Origin of the sequence: Streptomyces sp. NPDC048415 (genome assembly GCF_040651675.1) — a bacterium.
Classification (GTDB): domain Bacteria; phylum Actinomycetota; class Actinomycetes; order Streptomycetales; family Streptomycetaceae; genus Streptomyces.
In genome coordinates, this window is sequence record NZ_JBEZKJ010000047.1 from 1 (window position 1) to 17,626 (window position 17,626).

A 17,626-nucleotide genomic window follows, 5' to 3' on the forward strand; every position below is an offset into this window, starting at 1 on the left:
GCCGACCGGAATGCTTCCCACAACATCGCCGCTCGCGGTGAGGCTGTGTGGATTGCGGGGCGTGAGTCACGCGCCCCAGCACCTTCCTAGGTGTCCGGACGGAGGAGGCCACACCACAGCCAGTGGTGCCCTACCTCCAAGCCCGGCCGTTTACGACCGGGTCAAGTTGGCAGATCGAGCTGATACTCCACCGCATGGTGCGTGGGCAGATAGCCGAGCGCGTCATTGATGCGGCGCATGGGTGCGTTGCTGTCGGCGGTGTCGGTCAGGAGACCGCCGAGCTCCGGACAGCGCTGCCGGGCGAGGCGGATCGACTCGGCCTTCATCCACAGGCCGAGTCCGTGGCCTCGGTGCTCGGGGAGTACTCCGGTGCCGTAGTGCCGGCCGTCGCCCCGGCCGTCGCCGGGCACGACGAGTTCGGTGAAGCCGACGACCGAGCCGTCCGAGCGGTCCACCGCGGCGACCGTATGGAGCGACTCCCCGCGCTTGGCGATGGCTTCGGCGGCCGACACGACCCGCTCCACGTCCCACACGACCCTCCCGTAGTCGGTCTCCTCCATCGGCATGTCGTCCATCGCCCGCCGGGAGTCGGCAAACGTCCGGGCCAGCTCGGCCGGCACGGTGCCGTCCCAGTGCGTCAACTCGTAGCGGTCATGCGGCCGTTCGGCTATCTCGGTGATCCATGCGAGGTCCACGTCCGCCGGCGCGAGGCACGCGTACGTCAGCGCCAGCACCCGGCGGAAGCCGCGCGCCGCCAGGAACCGGTCGCCGGGGGAGCCGACTTCTGCCTGCGCGACCAGCGACCGCCGTCCCTCGTCCCGTGCCGCGCGGACGGCCGCGTCCAGGAGGCGGCTGCCCACTCCCTGCCGCCGCTCGGCGGGGTGTACGGCGATCTCCAGCTCGCAGAGATGCTCCTGCCCCTCCCTGGTGAACAGCCGCACAAACGCCGAGCCCACGGGTACCCCCTCGGCACCGGAGGCCAGCCAGGCCAGACGCCGGCTCGACGGTGTGGACTCGGGATCGATCAGCGGCGTGATGCCTGGCGGCAAGGTCGCTCCTGGGTGTCGGCGTGCGGGGGCGAAGCCCGCAGAACCTAGCCGTACCGGCGCGAGCCCCGCAACACAATTGAGCGCCCGCCGTGGCCAGCTGGGCCCGCGCCCGCAAGCGCACAGCGACCGGACCGCGCCCCGCCGCCGCGCAGCGCCTCGCCGCGAAAGCACTCACGCGGCCCTACCACGCGCGCGCATCCGCCCCGCCCGTCAGCGGTGCGCCTTCGCCCGGTCCAGTGCCGCGACGCCGAGCGCCGCCAGGCCGATCTGAATGAGCCATTCGATCCAGTCGACGCCCTTCGTGTCGGCGACGCCAAAAGCGGCGGCGATCCCTGCGCCGATGAACGCCGCCACGATGCCGACGACGATCGTCCACAGGATGCCGATGCGCTGGCGTCCTGGGACGACGAGCCGCCCCAGCACACCAATGATGATGCCGATGATGATGGCACTGATGATGCCTGAGATCTCCATTTCCGCCCCTCTTTGTCGTTCCCCGCAGTTATGTATGTGCCCCCTTGGCGCGGAGGCAGTCCGCTCCGCTTCGGGCGTCTCGGGCTGCGCTGAGACGCCGTCCTGTTCAGCCACCGTTCCGCCATGTACCGTTCAAGAATCTGTCGCGTGGAGGACGGCCAACTTCCGTTCTACGCGCGGAGAATTGGCGCCCCGCACCGCCTCTCCCCACCCCTCACGGAGGTCCGCCGGATGCTCGGATTCAGAAGATCCCGCCACAGACTCACCACGGCGCTGGCCGTGTTCGGACTGCTCATCACGGGCGCCGCCGTCCAGGCGGCCACCGCCGCCCCGGCCCACGCGGCCACCACCCATCGCGTCCTGTTCGACAATGGCCACGCCGAGACGGCAGGCAACGCCGACTGGATCATCTCCACCAGCCAGCCCGACCCGCTCGGCCAGGACTCCTCCCCGTCCTCCGAGACCGACTGGACCGGCGCGCTCTCCTCGTGGGGCGTGGCCCTGCAGAAGACGGGCAGCTACAGCCTCAAGACACTGCCTTCGGGCTCCAGCCTCACCTACGGCGGCACCGCGGCGACCGATCTGTCGAACTTCGACGAGCTGGTGCTGCCCGAGCCCAACACGCTCTTCACCACCGCCGAGAAGACCGCCATCATGACGTTCGTGAAGAACGGCGGCGGCCTGTTCATGATCTCCGACCACACCGGCGCCGACCGCAACAACGACGGCTACGACGCGGTCGAGATCCTCAACGACCTGATGACCAACAACAGCGTCGACAGCACCGACCCGTTCGGCTTCTCCATCGATTCGCTGAGCATCAGCTCCGACTACCCGAGCGCCATCAGCGACAGCTCCAACGCGGTCCTGCACGGCTCGTTCGGCACCGTCACCAAGAGCCTGATCGCCAGCGGTACGACGGCCACCCTCAAGCCCGCCGACAACTCGGCCGTCAAGGGCCTGCTCTACCGGACCGGTTACTCCGGAAACACCGGCGCCTTCTTCGCCACCAGCACCTTCGGCAGCGGCAAGGTCGCCTTCTGGGGCGACAGTTCGCCGATCGACGACGGTACCGGTCAGTCCGGCAACACGCTGTACGACGGCTGGAACGACACCGGCGCCACCAACGCCGCGCTCGCCCTGAACGCCACCGAATGGCTCGCGGGCGCCGGCAGCAGCGGTGGCGGCGGAGGCGGCACCTGCACGGCCGCCCAGCTGCTCGCCAACCCCGGTTTCGAGTCCGGCAGCACGTCCTGGACCGCCACCAGCGGCGTCATCACCAACAGCAGCAGCGAAGCCGCCCGTACCGGCTCGTACAAGGCATGGCTGAACGGCTACGGCTCGGCCAACACCGACACCCTCTCCCAGTCGGTCACCGTCCCGTCCGGCTGCTCGGCCACCCTGAGCTTCTACCTCCACGTGGACACGGCCGAGACGAGCACCAGCACGGCGTACGACACCCTCAAGGCCCAGGTCGTCAACAGCAGCGGCACGGTCCTGTCGACCCTGGCCACGTACTCGAACCTGAACGCGGCCTCGGGCTACACGCAGCGGTCCTTCAGCCTCGGCACCACCTACGCCGGGCAGACTGTCACGATCAAATTCACCGGCACCGAAGGCTCCACGCTCCAGACGTCGTTCGTCATCGACGACACGGCGCTCAATGTGAGCTGAGCGAAGGGCGGGCCCGAACCCCCGGGCCCGCCCTTCCTCCCGCCTCCGCCTATGTCGCCGGAACGGTCTGCTCCGCCGTGTTCCACCCCGAGACCCGCACCCGAGGCGTGGACCCGTGCAGATCGGCTGTTCGGTACGTGGCGGTCAGAGTCGTCGACTCGCCGGGCCACAGGGTGACCTGGTTGTCGGACCACTCAACAGGCAGCATTGGCTTGCCCTTTGCGTCCACGAGGTGCACATCGGTGAGAAGCGACGGCGTCTTGCCCGACCCGGTGTTGCGTACGGTGACTGTTGTCGTGGACGTGCCGCCCGGGCCCGAAGAGGTGGACGCCGAAGCCGAGACGGACGCCCGCCCCATGGAGTCGAGCCCCTTGAGATCCGCGTAGCTGGTCGTCGGCGTGTAGTACCAGTCGGTGTTGGCCCAGTCGATGGTGTCCGGCCTGGTGGACAGCCAGTAGACGTTGCGGCTGACCTCCTTGCCCTTCGCATCGGTCAGGATCAGCCGTGCGAGATACGTCGTCGACAGCCCGCTCACCGAGGACGGCACCGTGAGCGCGGTGCTCCGCGCCCCGTCGCCGCCCACGCTCATACCGCTCGCCGCCTTGTCGTACTTCTGCGTACCGTCGGTGTTGAAGAGCGTGACCCGGGCGGTGAGTCCGGACGCGGACGCGTGCCGGTTGTTCACCACCACGACCGAGCGGTTGTCGTACGAGTACTGGATGTGCAGCGGCTCGTTGGCCTTCTTGGCGCCGAAGTAGGCACCGCCCTGGTCGAGGTAACGGTCCATCAACTGCCAGTGCAGCGACGTCCATCCGCTGTTGAACATCCAGTAGACGACACCGGTCGCGGGCTTCGCGGAGTCGGTGGCGTTGCGTCCGTATGCCTCGTACTGCGCGCGCACGTTCTCGTACTGGGCGAGCTGCGCCTTGCGTACATAGTCGGTGAGGCCGGTCGGTGCGCCGTAGCGGCCGGCCAGGGCGGCGTTGTAGATCTTGAGGGTGCCGAAGGTCGGCGACGGCGAGCGGTGGTACTGCTTGGCGTCCGGGTTCTTCCAGAGGGTGTCCAGCTCGGCGGGGGACATCATGCGGTGCAGGGTGTCGAGGGTGGGGATGTCGGGGCCCGCGCTGGTCTCGGAGTTGAAGCCGGTGGCCCCGCCCTCGCGCTTGGCATACCAGTAGTTCGGCGGGATCCAGTCGTAGGGGCCGGTCATCTTCATGCCGGAACTGCCACTGAGCGGTGAGGACTTGTCCGAGGCGGCGGCGACCACGGGGGTCGGCCAGTCGGCGGACTTCAGGGCGTCGAGGTAGTTCTTCTCGATGGTCGCGTCCGGTGCGAAGTCGCTGCCGATGAGGAACGAGATGACGCTGGGGTGGTCACGCAGCCGCGCTGCCTCGGCGGCCATCGACGCCTTGGCGACCGGGTAGTCGGCGGCGGTCCATTTGTCCCCCGACTCGCTGCCGTTGACGTTCCCCTCCCACTTGTCGCAGCACTCCCAGCCCGGCAGCGTGAGGATGCCGTACCGGTCGGCGAGGTCGAAGAACTCGTCCGGCTCGATGTGACCTTCCAGGCGGATGGTGTTGAGGCCCAGGTCCAGCGCGTACTTCAGCCGGTCCTCGACGTACGTCCGGTCCCAGCGCAGGAACTCGTCGGGGGACCAGCCGCCGCCCTTGATCAGCACCTTGCGGCCGTTGATGCTGTACTGCCGTGCGCCGTCGGAGTTGAGCGGCGCCTTCACGTCGCGGATGCCGAAGTCGTCGTGCGCGGTGTCGGAGGCGGTGCCGGCGACGGAGGCGGTCAGATCGAGGCCGTACAGCGGCTGTCCGCCCATGCCCGCGGGCCACCACACCTTCGGTGACGTCAGACGCAGGCGGGGGAATTCGGCCGGTGTGAAGGTGACCGTCCTCGTCTCGTGCGCGGCGAGCGGGACGGTCTTGGTGAAGGACACCGAACCGATGCTCCCGGAGACCGTGGCCGTCACGGCGGCGTCCGTCTCGTTGCGCGCCTTCGCCTTCACCGTGAGGTCCGCGGAGGCGAGGGAGGGGACATCGAGCCTGGTCACCACGTGTGCGTCGCGCAGTGCGACCGGTCCGCCGCGGCGGACCAGGACATCGCGGACGATGCCCATGTTCTGGTCGGGCGGCGGCTGGAGCCAGTCGATCCAGCCCATGGTGAGCTTCTTGTTCGGCTCGTTGGGCTGGATGCGGAAGGCGACCGTGTTGGTGCCCGCCCGCACCAGTGAGGTGATGTCCAGCTCATGGTGCGTGTACGCGCCCGCCACATCGGCGGCCTTGGCGACCTGCCGGCCGTTGACGTACACGTCAGCCGCCGAGATCACCCCGCTGAAGTCCAGATAGCTGCGCTCGGAGGTGGCGGCGACCGTGAAGTCGGAGCGGTACCACCACGGCACGGCGAAGTCGGCCTTCGGAATCCTCTGCAGGTTCGTCGAGTGGAACGGATCCGCGTACATCCCGTTCGCGAGCAGCGCCGCGAGGACCGTGGAGCGGGAGCCCGCCGGGTACCAGCCGCTCGCCGGATAGCCGGGGCTCGAGACAGCGGCCGCCGAGTCGCTGACCTTGGCGCTCGACTGGATCGCGTACCCCGTGAGCGCGGTGGCACTGCCCGCGGCGGAGGTCACCGCGGTGACCCGCGCGCGCGGCGCGGCGGGCGGCCCAGGGCTACGATCCCCGGCCCACGCGCTCGTCGTGAGGGTGCACAGGAGGCCCAGAGCGACGGCGGCCGTGGCGAGGCGCCGTCGTGAGGCAGGGCGGTGGAACACGGTGGTCTCCTTGGGGGATGGGGGAGCATCCGCGCTACGACACTGCAAGTTAGGAAACTTTACTAACTGGCCCCACAAGCTAGGCGGCTGCGTAACTCATGTCAATCACCGCAGGCGCCGTTCAGGAGACCGACCGCCGCTCGAACACCACGTCCCGCGCCGTCCCCAGAGCCGTCGCCACCGCACCCAGCAGCACCGCGTCCTCGCCCAGCCGACTGGGCACGATCTTCGGCCGCAACGGTGTGAGGGAGCGCAGGGTCTCGCGTATGAGCGGCAGCAGCAGGTCGACGCTGTGGCCCACCCCGCCGCCCAGAACCACCAGATCGGGATCGAGCACCGCGGCCGCCGCCGCCACCGTGTGCGCGATCCGCTCGCCCTCCAGCCGAACCGCCTGCACCGCGGCGGAATGTCCTTCGCGCGCCGCGTCGAACACCGCCTTCGCCGTGAGCTGCCCGGTCATGCCGAAGTGCCGCGCCGCCTCGACGACGGCCACGCCCGACACCGCGTCCTCCAGCGTTTCCGGCTTCTGCCGCCCCGGCCACGGCAGGAAGCCGATCTCCCCGGCCCCGCCGTGCGCTCCCGTGAACAGCCGCCCCTCACTCACCACGCCCATGCCGAGACCGGTGCCGATCATGATGTACGCGAACAGCCGGGTGCCCGCGCCGACTCCGTACGTGTACTCGCCCAGCGCCGCCAGGTTCGCGTCGTTGTGCACCTCCAGTGGGATGCCCAGCTCCTCGCGCATCCGGTCGAAGAGACCCGCGCGGCCCCAACCGGGCAGATGCATCGCGTACCGCACCCGGCGCTGCTTCTCGTCGTACACGCCGGGCGTGCCCACCACCGCGTGGGCCACCTCGTGAGCGCCCACACCGGAGTTGGCCACGACCTGGTGGGCGGTGGAAACCACCAGATCGGCCATGGCGCCGGAGGTGCGGGCCCGGTTGCGTACGTCGGCCCGCGCGACCACCGCGCCGTCCAGGTCGGCCACCGCGACGCGCAGCCAGCCGCGGCCGATGTCTATGCCGAGCGCGTATCCGGCCCCGGGGTCGGGGGCGTAGAGCACGGCGATACGGCCGCGCTCGGGGGTGTGCGTGCCGACCTCGTGGACCAGTCCTGCCTCCTCCAGAGCCGCGAGCGCGCTGGAGACCGTCGGCTTCGACAGGCCCGTCTCGCGGGCGAGCTGTGCGCGTGAGGCCGCGCCGCCGGTGCGCAGCCGGTCGAGGAGCAGCCGCTCGTTGGTGCTGCGCAGCCGTCGGCGGTTCCAGGTCTGTTCGGGCTGCTCGCGGGCGTCGCGGGCGGGCATCGCACCATTCTCACGCATTCATGACACCCTCTTGACGCATCTAGTAAGGCTCCTTAACTTTATCGCCCAGTCAGCCTCGCCGGGCGAGCCAAGGGGAGCCCAGCGCCGGCCGGTCACCCGCCGCCCTTGATCCGTCGGCCGCGCCACTGAGGTCGGCCGTCACTCGTACCTCTCCCCGCGTCTTGCTTCAGGAGGCCCCATGTCCGGTAGCCCGCCACCCACCGGCGGCTTCGTCCGCCGCGTCGGCCTGTTCCAGGCCACCGCCATCAACATGAGCCAGATGTGCGGCATCGGGCCGTTCGTGACGATCCCCCTGATGGTCGCCGCGTTCGGCGGCCCGCAGGCGGTCATCGGCTTCGTCGCCGGCGCCCTGCTGGCGCTCGCGGACGGCCTCGTCTGGGCCGAGCTGGGTGCGTCGATGCCCGGTTCGGGCGGCAGTTACGTCTATCTGCGCCAGGCCTTCCAGTACCGCACCGGACGCCTCATGCCGTTCCTGTTCGTGTGGACCGCAATGCTCTTCATCCCGCTGATCATGTCCACCGGCGTGGTCGGCTTCGTCCAGTACCTGGGCTATCTGGCACCCGACATGGGCAGGACGACCGGAGACCTGATCGGGCTCGGCATCGTCGCCCTGGTCGTCATCCTGCTGTGGCGGGGGATCGAGCACATCGCGCGCATCACCGCCGTCATGTGGGCCGTCATGATCGCCTCGGTCGCCCTGGTGATCGTCGCCGCGGCCACCGACTTCAGCGCCCACCTCGCCTTCACCTACCCGGCGCACGCCTTCGAGCTGACCAGCAGCCACTTCTGGATCGGCTTCGCCGCGGGCCTGACCATCGGTATCTACGACTACCTCGGCTACAACACCACCGCCTACATGGGCGCCGAGATCAAGGACCCGGGCCGCACGCTGCCGCGCTCCATCATCTTCTCGATCCTCGGCATCATGGCGATCTATCTGCTGCTGCAGATCGGCACGCTCGGCGTCATCGACTGGAACCGGATGACCGATCCCGGCGACATCGCCTCCACCTCCGTGGCCTCCGCGGTGCTGGAGAAGACCTGGGGCAAGGGCGCCGCCGACACGGTCACGGTGCTCATCCTGATCACCGCGTTCGCCTCGGTCTTCACCGGGCTGCTCGGCGGCTCTCGAGTGCCCTACGACGCCGCCCGCGAACGCGTCTTCTTCCGCCCCTACGCCAAACTGCACCCCAAGCACCGCTTCCCGATGCTGGGCCTGGCCACCATGGGCGTGATCACGGCGATCGGCTTCCTCATCGGCCGGCACACCGACCTGGCCACGCTCATCCAACTGCTCACCACTGTCATGGTGATCGTCCAGGCACTGGCGCAGATCGTCGCCCTCTCGGTGATGCGCAAACGGCAGCCGGGCCTGCGCCGCCCGTACAAGATGTGGCTCTACCCCCTGCCGAGCTTCCTCGCCCTCGCGGGCTGGCTCACCATCTACGGATACGCGGACAAGAACTCCCCGGGCCGTCACCCCATCGAATGGTCCCTGGCCTGGCTCGCCCTCGGCTGTATCGCCTACGTTCTGTGGGCACGCTTCGAGAAGGTGTGGCCCTTCGGGCCGAAGGAGATCACCGAGGAGTATCTGACCGCGCCCGCGCCCGCGCCGGACGCGGAGCCCGCGGGGGCGTGACGGTTCGGGCGCCCGCTCGTATCAGGGGTCGGTATCCAGCCGGTGGCGGCCACGACCTCACGCGCGATGTCGGTCACCGCGCGGTCGTCGGTCGCCATCCGCACGGTGTCCGCGGGCGCCCGCTTGTCGGTGGCCATCCGCACGGTTTCCGCGGGCGCCCGCTTGTCGGTGGCCACTCGCACGGTTTCCGCGGGCGCCCGCTTGTCCGACAGCCGTGCCGTCCAGGTGCTCTTCTCGACCTCCCGCTCCACTTCTCTCGACCTCCCGCCCCACTTCGGAGCCGATTTCCCGCCCTTCGAGCCGCCGGACGGTGGTCTCGTCGGTGGCGGTCAGCAGGACGCGCACGCGACGTACGTCCGCTCCCATCGCCCGCTCGGGCAAGCCCGCCGAGTCGGGCAGCACGCTCCCGGTGTTGGTGTGGACGAGACGCCGGTAGCCCGGCTCGGCGAAGTTGCTCCACACCGCCCGCAGGTTCCGCTCGGTCACCGCGGCGCGGTGCGGGTCACCTTTCGGCGCCGGATGCACATGCCCCATGAAGTCGCCCTCGATCACCGCGTGAGCGACCTTCGCGGCCCGCAGCCGGACCGAAACCTCCCCGCCCACCGTGGACTTGCCGACGCCCGCGCGCCCGCCGATGAGCAGGACCTCCGCGCGACCGGCCGAGAGCGCTGTCACGCGTCGTGTCGTTCGCCACGGACGTCGTCGCCGCCCAGCGATCCGCAGGACGACCTCCCCGCCCACCGTGGACGTGACGACGCCCGTGCGCCCGCCGATGAGCAGGACCTCCGCGTGACAGGTCGAGAGCGCTGTCACGCGTCGTGTCGTTCGCCACGGACGTCGTCGCCCAGCCGGCTCCAGATCCGCAGAACGACCTCCCGGCCCTTCGCCTCGCGGATCACCGGCTCGTCGTCGGTCAGCACAAACCCGGTCGCCTTGGCGACGGCCTCGCTCGCCGTGTTCCCGTCCTCGATGCACAGCACCACGCGCCGCCCTCCGACCCGACGGCGCGCGAAGCGCATCGCGAGCCGCACCGCGCGCGTCGCGAGCCCCCGGCCCCGGTACGCGGCTCCCATCCCGTAGGCGAGTTCGAGGTCGCGCTCGTCGGTCGCGCCGCGGAACAGCAGGATCTCACCCAGCGGCCGGCCACCGTCCGTGGTGATGGCCAGCTGCACCGTCCGCCGCTCGGCACGTTTCTGCTCCGCGGCGGCGAGATACGCCCGTGCCGCCTCGGTGCCGAACGGTGACGCGACCGGCGTCCACCGGTCGATCTCGGGATCGTCGTAGATCGCGACGAGGTCCGCGATGTCGTCGTCGGACCACTCGCGCAGTTGCAGCCCCAGCCCTTCGATGTGCAGCGGCCCGGGGAAGTCGAACGTCGGTCGGCTCTCCATCACTTGATCCTGCCGCGCGCGGGGGGCGGCGGCCAAGGGTGCCTCGTGAGGTACGGGCTCGGCTGCTCGGCGCACCGTACCGCCGCACTTCGCATTGACATGCAAGGTATTGCCTGCATAACGTTGAGTGTGCGATCAGAGAATGACTCCGGAATGGACCAGGTCTTCAGGGCGCTGGCAGACGGGACCCGCAGGCAGCTCCTCGACCGGCTGCACGAGCACAGCGGTCAGACGCTCGGCGAGCTGTGCGAGCGCATCGACATGACCCGTCAGTCGGTGACGCAGCACCTGGCCGTCCTGGAGGCCGCCAACCTCGTCAGCACCGTGCGGCGGGGGCGGGAAAAGCTGCACTACCTCAATCCGGTGCCGCTTCATGAGATCCAGGAGCGGTGGATCGACAAGTTCGAGCGCCAGCGCCTTCGCGCGCTCAGCGCCCTCAAACGACGAGCCGAGGAAACCATGACCGACAAGCCGAACTTCGTGTACGTCATCTACATCCAGAGCACGCCCGAGAAGGTCTGGGACGCGCTCACCGACGCCGACCTGACCGCCGCCTACTGGAATCACAGCAATGTCTCGGACTGGCAGCCGGGTTCCCGCTGGGAACACCGGCGTACGGACGGCTCGGGCATCGCCGACGTGATCGGCACCGTCGTCGAGAGTGAACGCCCGACCCGCCTCGTGACCACCTGGGCCTCTCCTGAGGACGAGGGTCAGGAGGACAAGCACTCCAGGGTCACCTATGACATCCGGCCGCACGCCGACATCGTCCGGCTGACCGTGACCCACGAGGACCTGCCGGACGAGGGCGCGCTGAGCGACGTCGCCTCCGGCTGGCCGGCGGTGCTGTCGAATCTGAAGTCCCTGCTCGAGACGGGCAATCCGCTGCCGCAGGAGCCGTGGCTGGTGCCGAACCGCTGAGCCGCGCGGCGGCGAACGGCAGCCCCTGCTGAACGGAAGCGACGAGGCCGGCCCGCGCGAGGCGGGCCGGCCTGCGGATTCCGCTGTCCTCCGCTTCTGTCGCTGCTGTCCGTGCCGCCGGTGCTACGCCCGGGGAGTGCTCCTGGTCGCCGTGACCGCGCACAACGCACCCAGCACCACGGCCAGGGCGCCCATGATGATGTTGTTGAGCACGACTCCGGTGTCCGGGCTGGTGCCGACGATCCACGGCGAGATGATCATCCACGTGCCCATCGCGCAGATGGCCCAGCTCAGGCCGTACATCCTCTCCGGCGTGACGGTGAAACCGAGGGCCAGCAGGCCTATGGCGATGCCTATGACCAGGTTGTGTGTGGCCAGGGGCGGCTGGCTCGTCGTGTAGTGGAGTATCCACGGGGACACGGCGCAGTACAGACCGAGCAGGAACACCGGTCCGTCCACGAGTGCCACATCGCGACCACCGAGCATGCGGTCATACCGAGCCCGCATTTCGGATGCATCGGGGTGGCTGGTGATGTCACCCCTGGGGTGCGAGACGTTGGCCATGACTCGTCTCCTTCGATCTCTTTCGCTCTCTACGGACCGACCGCTCTGATGCGGTATGCGGTAGGCGCCGCATACATCCATTCTGCGCTTATTTCTTCCTTATGTGTAGGGTCAGGGGGCCGCAGAGGCGTGAGTGACGCGCTCTGCCGCCCCGCCCGCCGATGCCGGCGCGTCAAGGGGCGATGAGCAGACGGGCGATGGCGCGGCGGGCCCGCGTGGGCGCCTGTGGGTCACGGTGCAGCTGGATGGACTGATTGGCCGCCAGGGCCACGCCGTTGAGCTCGAACACGAGCTGGTCCACGTCGGTGCGCTCGGGGAGTTCACGGGTCTCGACCGCGGTGTTCAGTTCCGTCGCCACATACGCCGACCACGCGGCGAGCGCGTCGAGCACCGCGTCGCGGACCGGGCCGGGGCGGCCGTCGAACTCGCTCGCCACCGAGGTGAGGAAGCAGCCCCCGTGGGCCTCACCCTCGGCCATGTAGTCGATCCACTCGTCGAAGGCGCGTGCCAGTCGCTCGGTGCCGGACCTCGCGCCGACCGCGCGCGCCGGCACCCGCAGCCGGAACAGCTCCACCGCCGCATCCAGTACGGCGAGTTGGAGCGCCTCCTTGCTGCCGAAGTGGCCGATCACCCCGGCCTTGCTCATCTCCAGAACGGCCGCGAGCCGGCCGATGGTGAGGCCCTCGAGACCCTCGGCGGAGGCCAGTGCGAGGGCGCTCTCGATGATCCGGTCGCGGGTGGCGGCGGCTTCGGCGACGGATTTGCGCGGACTCATGAGGCCACTTTACCTAACGACCGTTCGCACTTAGCTTCCGAACGTTCGTTATCTGTGACAGGCTCAGTGGAATCACCGCGCCGCTGCCATGGGCGGCACCCGCGACCGTGCGAAGGGACTCACCGTGAAGATCCACCACCTGAACTGCGGTTCCATGCGAACGATCGACACCGAGGAGGGCGGCCTGCCGGCGGTCTGCCACTGTCTGCTCATCGAGACCGACCGCGACGGACTCGTCCTGGTCGAGAGCGGCATCGGTACGACCGCCGTGGCGCGGCCCGAGGAGAGCCTCGGCGCGGAGTTCCTCGGCCGCGCCCAGCCCGTCCTGGACCTCGCGGAGACCGCGCTGCACCGGATCACCGCCCTCGGCCTGCGTCCGGAGGACGTCCGGCACATCGTGCTCAGCCACCTCGACCTCGACCACGCGGGCGGTCTCGCAGACTTCCCCTGGGCCAAGGTCCACCTGAGCGAGGCCGAACACCGCGCGGCCATGGCGGCACCCGGCGCCCACCCCGAGGACCGGCTCCGCTACCGCCCCGCCCAGTGGGCGCACCGGCCGCACTGGGTGACGTACGCGGGGCCCTCGGGCGAGCCGTGGTTCGGGTTCGACGCGGTCCGCCCGCTGGACGGCCTGGACGCGGAGATCCTGCTCGTGCCGCTCGGCGGTCACACCCGCGGCCACAGCGCCATAGCCGTCGGGGACTCCGGCCGCTGGCTGCTGCACTGCGGCGACGCCTACTACTTCCACCGCGAGGTCGACCCCGACCGCCCCGAGGGGCACCCCGGCATGGACATCCTCCAGCAGATCACGGAGGTGGACAGGCCGTTGCGGCTCGGCAACCACGCACGTCTGCGGGAACTGGTGCGCCTGCACGGCGACGAGGTCGACGTGTTCAGCGCGCACGACCCGTGGGAACTGGCGCGATACACGGGTGGTGACGGGGTTGCCGGAACCGAGTGAGGACGAGCTGCCGGCGGGGGTCTGGACAACGCCGTACGTGGGCCGGCGCTTCCCCGGCTCGCGGTCGGTTGCCGAGAAGCCGGGGCTCGCCGAAGGCGCCAACTGCCAGTTCTTCGCCTATGAAGTGCTCCGGCACTTCGGGCTGGACGTCCCCGCCTGGCGGTCGAGCGACCTGTGGGCCGACGCCGAACTCACCGAGCGGGTAGCCGTTCCCCGGCCGCTGGACCTGGCCCTCTTCAATGCGGACCATGAGCCATGGGGCGCCCACGTCGGGGTCGTCGTGGGGGAGGTCCGGATCCTCCACCTCTGCGCCGAGGTGGGCCGTCCGGCCGTATGGACCCTGGAGGAGTTCGCCGCGCGGGAGCGCTACCGCACCTTGCTGGGGTTCAAGCGCGTACGGCCCACGGGTACGTGACCGCTCACCTCACCGTCGGGCTGGGCGACACGGAAGCCGAGGCGCCGCCCGCGGGCGGCGTGAGCACCACGGTCGGCTCGCCCGGCTGGGGTGGCGGTGGCGTCAGATTCTGCTGGGGCAGTTTGGGACTGCTGGTCTCCTGGAACAGCACCTGGTCGAAGTTGACCAGTCCGGTCTTCTCCATCACCGTGATGTGGTCGAGGACGGTGTCGTTGGCCTGGTCGGCGAGCTGGCGTACCAGGGTGTTCTCGGTGGTGGCCCGGATCTTGGCGATGACCGGGAAGATCTGCCCGTGGGTCACCCGCAGGATGTTGGCGAGGTCGGTGTCGAACTGCTTGCCGCCGTCCCCGCTCAAGGTCGCGACGAAGCCCTGCTGTTGCGGGGACGGCTTGTTGGGCAGTGTGATGCCGAGTTGTGTGGCGACCTTGCGGCAGGTGGCGTCCAGCGCGGCGTGGCCCGTGATGAGGTGCTGACCGGCGGTTCTGACGGCCGGGGTGGTGCCCTTCTGCAGGGCCAGCTGCCCGGACGGGTACTCCCACAACCCGGCGGCGCGCACCTTCACGACGAAGTCCCGGTCGGCCTCGGTCAGCGGGCCCGACGCCGTGTTGGCGATCACGCGAGTGGGGGAACTGGAGGTGTTCTGCAGCCCGAGCACGGCGGGATAGGCGAGCGCGGCCAGTGTCATGGTCAACGCGCCGGCCACGAAAAGGGTTCCCGCGTTCCGTGCAATGCGCATTGAGCCTCCTGGCGGCGGGGCGGCAGCCCAGAGCCTCACGCTCCGGTGAGCCGCGCGGGGATCCGTGCGAACGGATCCGGTACGAGTGGTTCGGACGCCCACCAGTACGGCCGGGGTCGGGGGAGGAATCTCTACTCCGGGTAAAATCTACGGCCGCCCGCTCGGACATGTCCGTGCAGAACGCGGGCATGCGCACCCCAAGGGGCTCGTCCCTCCGAGCCGAACATCAGACCTGGAGGTGTCTGCCGGTATGGGCACGAAGGTGCTGGAGCGATTTCCCGCGGGAGCTCCGCGCGGATCCTGGACGGCGGAGGAATACGCGGCCCGACGCCGCACCGAGGGGCTGCCCGCGACGGTGGTGATGGATCTGAAGTCGGACGCCTTCCTCGTGGTGGTTCCCGCCGGAGACGAGGACTGAGCCACCCGACCGGGACGGGCGAGGGCCGGTTCAGGACGGCGGCGCCAGGCTGCCGCCCAGCTCACCGGCCCTGCGCACGAACGCGTCGTACAAGTCACCCGTGGCGCGTGGGACGGAGTCCGCTCTGCGGCGCTGGAGCATCAGCAGGACCCGCGTCGTGTCGTCGGCGAGCGGCCGGTAGGTGATGGCGCCACGGCGCTCCAACGGGTCGCCGATGACGCTGAAGTCCGGCAGGACCGTGGCACCGAGGCCCTCGGCGACCATGAGCTTGCCCATTTCCGCGCCGTCGGTGGAGTACGAGAACGAAGGCGCGTGCCCCTCGAGGAGCCGGTGGAGATAGCGGTGCATGACGTAGCCGGAGCGCATCGCGATCAGCGGCTCGTGGCCGTCGAGGAGGTCGGAGGCCGACACCGTGTCCAGTGCGGCCAGCGGGCTGTCCGGGCGTACGCACAACACCGGTCGGCCGTGCAGCAGTTCGGTGGTCTCGAAGTCGGCGGGCAGGTCGTCGCCGTCGAGATGGTTCACCAGACCCAGGTCGAAGCTGCCCTCCAACAGGGCCCGGTGGATCTCCGACTGCTGGGCGCCGACCACCTCCACCTGGGTCAGCGGGTGCGTCGCACGGAAATCGCGGACCGTGGGGAAGAGCAGCGGCACGGTCGCCGCGTTCACCGTGCCGACGCGGACCATCCGGCTGATCCGATGCTGTTCGCCGGCCGCGCCCCGCAGCCGGTCCACCGCGTCCAGCACATTGATGATGTGCGGCAGCAGCTCCCGTCCCTCGGCGCTCATCTTCGCCCCGGACCGTTTGCGCTCCAGCAGATCGACGCCGAGCTCGCGCTCCAGATTCCGTACGGTCTCGCTCAACGCGGGCTGGGAGAGGTGGAGTTCCTCGGCGGCCCGGCGCAACGATCCGAGCCTGGTGACCGCCGCGATGTATTCCAGCTGCTCTATTCGCACCGCAGCAGAATGGGGCCGGTCGCGTGGTGGGTTCAAGGGTTTCCCTGTCACGCCTTCGTTAAATTCGCCGGTCCGGGATGCGAGACCGGTCGGCTATTCCTTGACTGCCCGGACCGGGGGCTGCGACGATCGACGACATGAAGATGCGACTGGACCTCACGCGGCGACGCCATGTCGACCTCGCGCGTGTCTCCAGCTCCTTCTGTTGCCGCGAAGTCTGACGATCCCGACGGTAGGGTCCCCTTCGCACGGACCGCTCCGTCCCGGTGATTTCTTCCCGTAGGCCGCGCCCCGCTGCATTCCGCGGCTGCCGCACCCATTTCACCGCCCGCATTCCCTGTGAAATTCCGGGCCTCAATTCGTCATGCCCTCGTTCCGCACACCAGGAGTTCTTCCGTGTCCGCAACCGAGCCCGTCCGCTTCGCCTACTGGGTCCCCAATGTCAGCGGTGGTCTGGTCACCAGCAAGATCGAGCAGCGCACCGACTGGGGTTACGACTACAACCGCGAACTCGCCGTTGTCGCCGAGAACAACGGCTTCGACTACGCGCTCAGCCAGGTCCGCTACATGGCCAGCTACGGCGCCGAGTTCCAGCACGAGTCCACCAGCTTCAGCCTCGCCCTGCTCCTGGCCACCCAGCGCCTGAAGGTGATCGCCGCCGTCCACCCGGGCCTGTGGCACCCGGGTGTCCTCGCCAAACTGGGCGCCACCGCCGACCACCTGTCGAACGGCCGCTTCGCGGTGAACGTCGTCAGTGGCTGGTTCAAGGGCGAGTTCACCGCCCTCGGCGAGCCCTGGCTGGAGCACGATGAGCGCTACCGCCGCTCCGAGGAGTTCATCCAGGCCCTGCGTCAGATCTGGACCGAGGACCACACGGAACTGGCCGGTGACTTCTACCGGTTGCGCGACTTCTCCCTCAAGCCCAAGCCCCTCAACACGCCCGAGCGCCCGCACCCCGAGATCTTCCAGGGCGGCAACTCCAGCGCCGCCCGCGCCATGGCGGGCCGGGTCTCCGACTGGTATTTCTCCAACGGCAAGGACTTCGACGGCGTCGTCGAGCAGATCAAGGACGTCCGTGCGTCGGCCGCCCAAGTCGGCCGCAGGGCCCCCAAGTTCGGCCTCAACGGCTTCCTGATCGCCCGCGACACCGAGGCCGAGGCCCGCGACACCCTCCGTGAGATCGTCGCCCAGGCCGACACTGAGGCCGTCGAGGGGTTCGGTGCGGCAGTGAAGCAGGCCGGACAGTCCACCGCCGACGGCAAGGGCATGTGGCAGGACTCGAGCTTCGAGGACCTCGTCCAGTACAACGACGGCTTCCGTACGGGACTGATCGGCACCCCGGAGCAGATCGCCGAGCGCATCGTCGCCTACAAACGCCTCGGCGTCGACCTCCTCCTCCTCGGGTTCCTGCACTATCACGAGGAGGTCGAGTACTTCGGCCGCCGGGTGCTGCCCCTCGTACGCGAGCTGGAGGCCCAACTCCCGGACAGTGAGCCCGAGTCCGTCCCCGCGCACGTCTGACACCCGCCTCGGCACCCCGCTCACGCGGAAC

The 17,626-nt window shown here is 69.4% G+C and carries 17 protein-coding genes and 1 pseudogene; 8 read left to right on the forward strand and 10 right to left on the reverse strand.

Features of this window, described 5'->3' with window-relative positions; genetic code table 11:
- Positions 1-161: 161 nt before the first annotated feature.
- Both AB0D27_RS26910 and AB0D27_RS26915 read right to left on the reverse strand, forming a co-directional pair.
- Complete coding sequence (locus AB0D27_RS26910; protein ID WP_362513727.1) at positions 162-1,049, reverse strand: GNAT family N-acetyltransferase; 888 nt, start codon at positions 1,047-1,049, stop codon at positions 162-164.
- Positions 1,050-1,259: 210 nt separating this feature from the next.
- A complete protein-coding gene (locus AB0D27_RS26915) occupies positions 1,260-1,523 on the reverse strand; it encodes a GlsB/YeaQ/YmgE family stress response membrane protein (RefSeq protein ID WP_362513730.1) in 264 nt (87 codons plus the stop codon).
- 231 nt (positions 1,524-1,754) lie between these two features.
- Between AB0D27_RS26915 and AB0D27_RS26920 the strand changes: the two genes are divergently transcribed.
- Positions 1,755-3,197, forward strand: coding sequence for a hydrolase (locus AB0D27_RS26920; RefSeq protein WP_362513732.1), 1,443 nt, complete (start codon positions 1,755-1,757; stop codon positions 3,195-3,197).
- A 49-nt stretch (positions 3,198-3,246) separates the two neighbouring features.
- Here AB0D27_RS26920 and AB0D27_RS26925 read toward each other — a convergent pair whose 3' ends face one another.
- Together AB0D27_RS26925 and AB0D27_RS26930 are read right to left on the reverse strand one after the other, a co-directional pair.
- Positions 3,247-5,973: a sugar-binding domain-containing protein gene (locus AB0D27_RS26925; RefSeq protein ID WP_362513735.1), complete on the reverse strand. Its 2,727-nt coding sequence runs from the start codon at positions 5,971-5,973 to the stop codon at positions 3,247-3,249.
- Between the two features lie 121 nt (positions 5,974-6,094).
- On the reverse strand, positions 6,095-7,294 hold the full coding sequence (locus tag AB0D27_RS26930) for an ROK family transcriptional regulator (RefSeq protein WP_362513738.1): 1,200 nt from the start codon (positions 7,292-7,294) through the stop codon (positions 6,095-6,097).
- 181 nt (positions 7,295-7,475) lie between these two features.
- Here AB0D27_RS26930 and AB0D27_RS26935 point away from each other — a divergent pair, with 181 nt between their 5' ends.
- The gene (locus tag AB0D27_RS26935; protein ID WP_362513741.1) at positions 7,476-8,936 is read left to right on the forward strand and encodes an APC family permease; all 1,461 of its coding nucleotides are present in this window, start codon (positions 7,476-7,478) and stop codon (positions 8,934-8,936) included.
- A gap of 35 nt (positions 8,937-8,971) precedes the next feature.
- On the opposite strand, the pseudogene AB0D27_RS26940 reads toward AB0D27_RS26935, so the two are convergent.
- Both AB0D27_RS26940 and AB0D27_RS26945 read right to left on the reverse strand, forming a co-directional pair.
- Positions 8,972-9,611, reverse strand: a pseudogene (locus AB0D27_RS26940) (hypothetical protein); the annotation flags it as partial.
- A 134-nt stretch (positions 9,612-9,745) separates the two neighbouring features.
- Complete coding sequence (locus AB0D27_RS26945; RefSeq protein ID WP_362513744.1) at positions 9,746-10,327, reverse strand: GNAT family N-acetyltransferase; 582 nt, start codon at positions 10,325-10,327, stop codon at positions 9,746-9,748.
- Between the two features lie 153 nt (positions 10,328-10,480).
- On the opposite strand from AB0D27_RS26945, the gene AB0D27_RS26950 reads away from it, so the two are divergent.
- Complete coding sequence (locus tag AB0D27_RS26950; RefSeq protein WP_362513885.1) at positions 10,481-11,248, forward strand: metalloregulator ArsR/SmtB family transcription factor; 768 nt, start codon at positions 10,481-10,483, stop codon at positions 11,246-11,248.
- A 123-nt stretch (positions 11,249-11,371) separates the two neighbouring features.
- Here AB0D27_RS26950 and AB0D27_RS26955 read toward each other — a convergent pair whose 3' ends face one another.
- Together AB0D27_RS26955 and AB0D27_RS26960 are read right to left on the reverse strand one after the other, a co-directional pair.
- Positions 11,372-11,812, reverse strand: coding sequence for an SPW repeat protein (locus tag AB0D27_RS26955; RefSeq protein WP_362513747.1), 441 nt, complete (start codon positions 11,810-11,812; stop codon positions 11,372-11,374).
- Positions 11,813-11,984: 172 nt separating this feature from the next.
- Positions 11,985-12,587, reverse strand: a complete 603-nt coding sequence (locus AB0D27_RS26960; protein WP_362513749.1) for a TetR/AcrR family transcriptional regulator — start codon at positions 12,585-12,587, stop codon at positions 11,985-11,987.
- An 88-nt stretch (positions 12,588-12,675) separates the two neighbouring features.
- Here AB0D27_RS26960 and AB0D27_RS26965 point away from each other — a divergent pair, with 88 nt between their 5' ends.
- Both AB0D27_RS26965 and AB0D27_RS26970 read left to right on the forward strand, forming a co-directional pair.
- Positions 12,676-13,548, forward strand: coding sequence for an MBL fold metallo-hydrolase (locus AB0D27_RS26965; protein ID WP_362513751.1), 873 nt, complete (start codon positions 12,676-12,678; stop codon positions 13,546-13,548).
- The gene (locus AB0D27_RS26970) at positions 13,532-13,963 is read left to right on the forward strand and encodes a hydrolase (protein ID WP_362513754.1); all 432 of its coding nucleotides are present in this window, start codon (positions 13,532-13,534) and stop codon (positions 13,961-13,963) included. The genes AB0D27_RS26965 and AB0D27_RS26970 overlap by 17 nt, the downstream gene beginning before the upstream one ends.
- A gap of 4 nt (positions 13,964-13,967) precedes the next feature.
- Here the strand turns inward: AB0D27_RS26970 and AB0D27_RS26975 are convergent, their stop codons facing one another.
- Complete coding sequence (locus tag AB0D27_RS26975) at positions 13,968-14,699, reverse strand: DUF4142 domain-containing protein (RefSeq protein ID WP_362513757.1); 732 nt, start codon at positions 14,697-14,699, stop codon at positions 13,968-13,970.
- Positions 14,700-14,949: 250 nt separating this feature from the next.
- Between AB0D27_RS26975 and AB0D27_RS26980 the strand changes: the two genes are divergently transcribed.
- Positions 14,950-15,117: a hypothetical protein gene (locus AB0D27_RS26980; protein WP_362513759.1), complete on the forward strand. Its 168-nt coding sequence runs from the start codon at positions 14,950-14,952 to the stop codon at positions 15,115-15,117.
- A gap of 30 nt (positions 15,118-15,147) precedes the next feature.
- Here the strand turns inward: AB0D27_RS26980 and AB0D27_RS26985 are convergent, their stop codons facing one another.
- Positions 15,148-16,074: a LysR family transcriptional regulator gene (locus AB0D27_RS26985; RefSeq protein WP_362513761.1), complete on the reverse strand. Its 927-nt coding sequence runs from the start codon at positions 16,072-16,074 to the stop codon at positions 15,148-15,150.
- Between the two features lie 143 nt (positions 16,075-16,217).
- Here AB0D27_RS26985 and AB0D27_RS26990 point away from each other — a divergent pair, with 143 nt between their 5' ends.
- Both AB0D27_RS26990 and sfnG read left to right on the forward strand, forming a co-directional pair.
- The gene (locus AB0D27_RS26990; protein ID WP_353962479.1) at positions 16,218-16,295 is read left to right on the forward strand and encodes a putative leader peptide; all 78 of its coding nucleotides are present in this window, start codon (positions 16,218-16,220) and stop codon (positions 16,293-16,295) included.
- A gap of 175 nt (positions 16,296-16,470) precedes the next feature.
- Positions 16,471-17,595, forward strand: a complete 1,125-nt coding sequence (sfnG, locus tag AB0D27_RS26995; protein ID WP_362513764.1) for a dimethylsulfone monooxygenase SfnG — start codon at positions 16,471-16,473, stop codon at positions 17,593-17,595.
- The last annotated feature ends 31 nt before the right edge of the window (positions 17,596-17,626 follow it).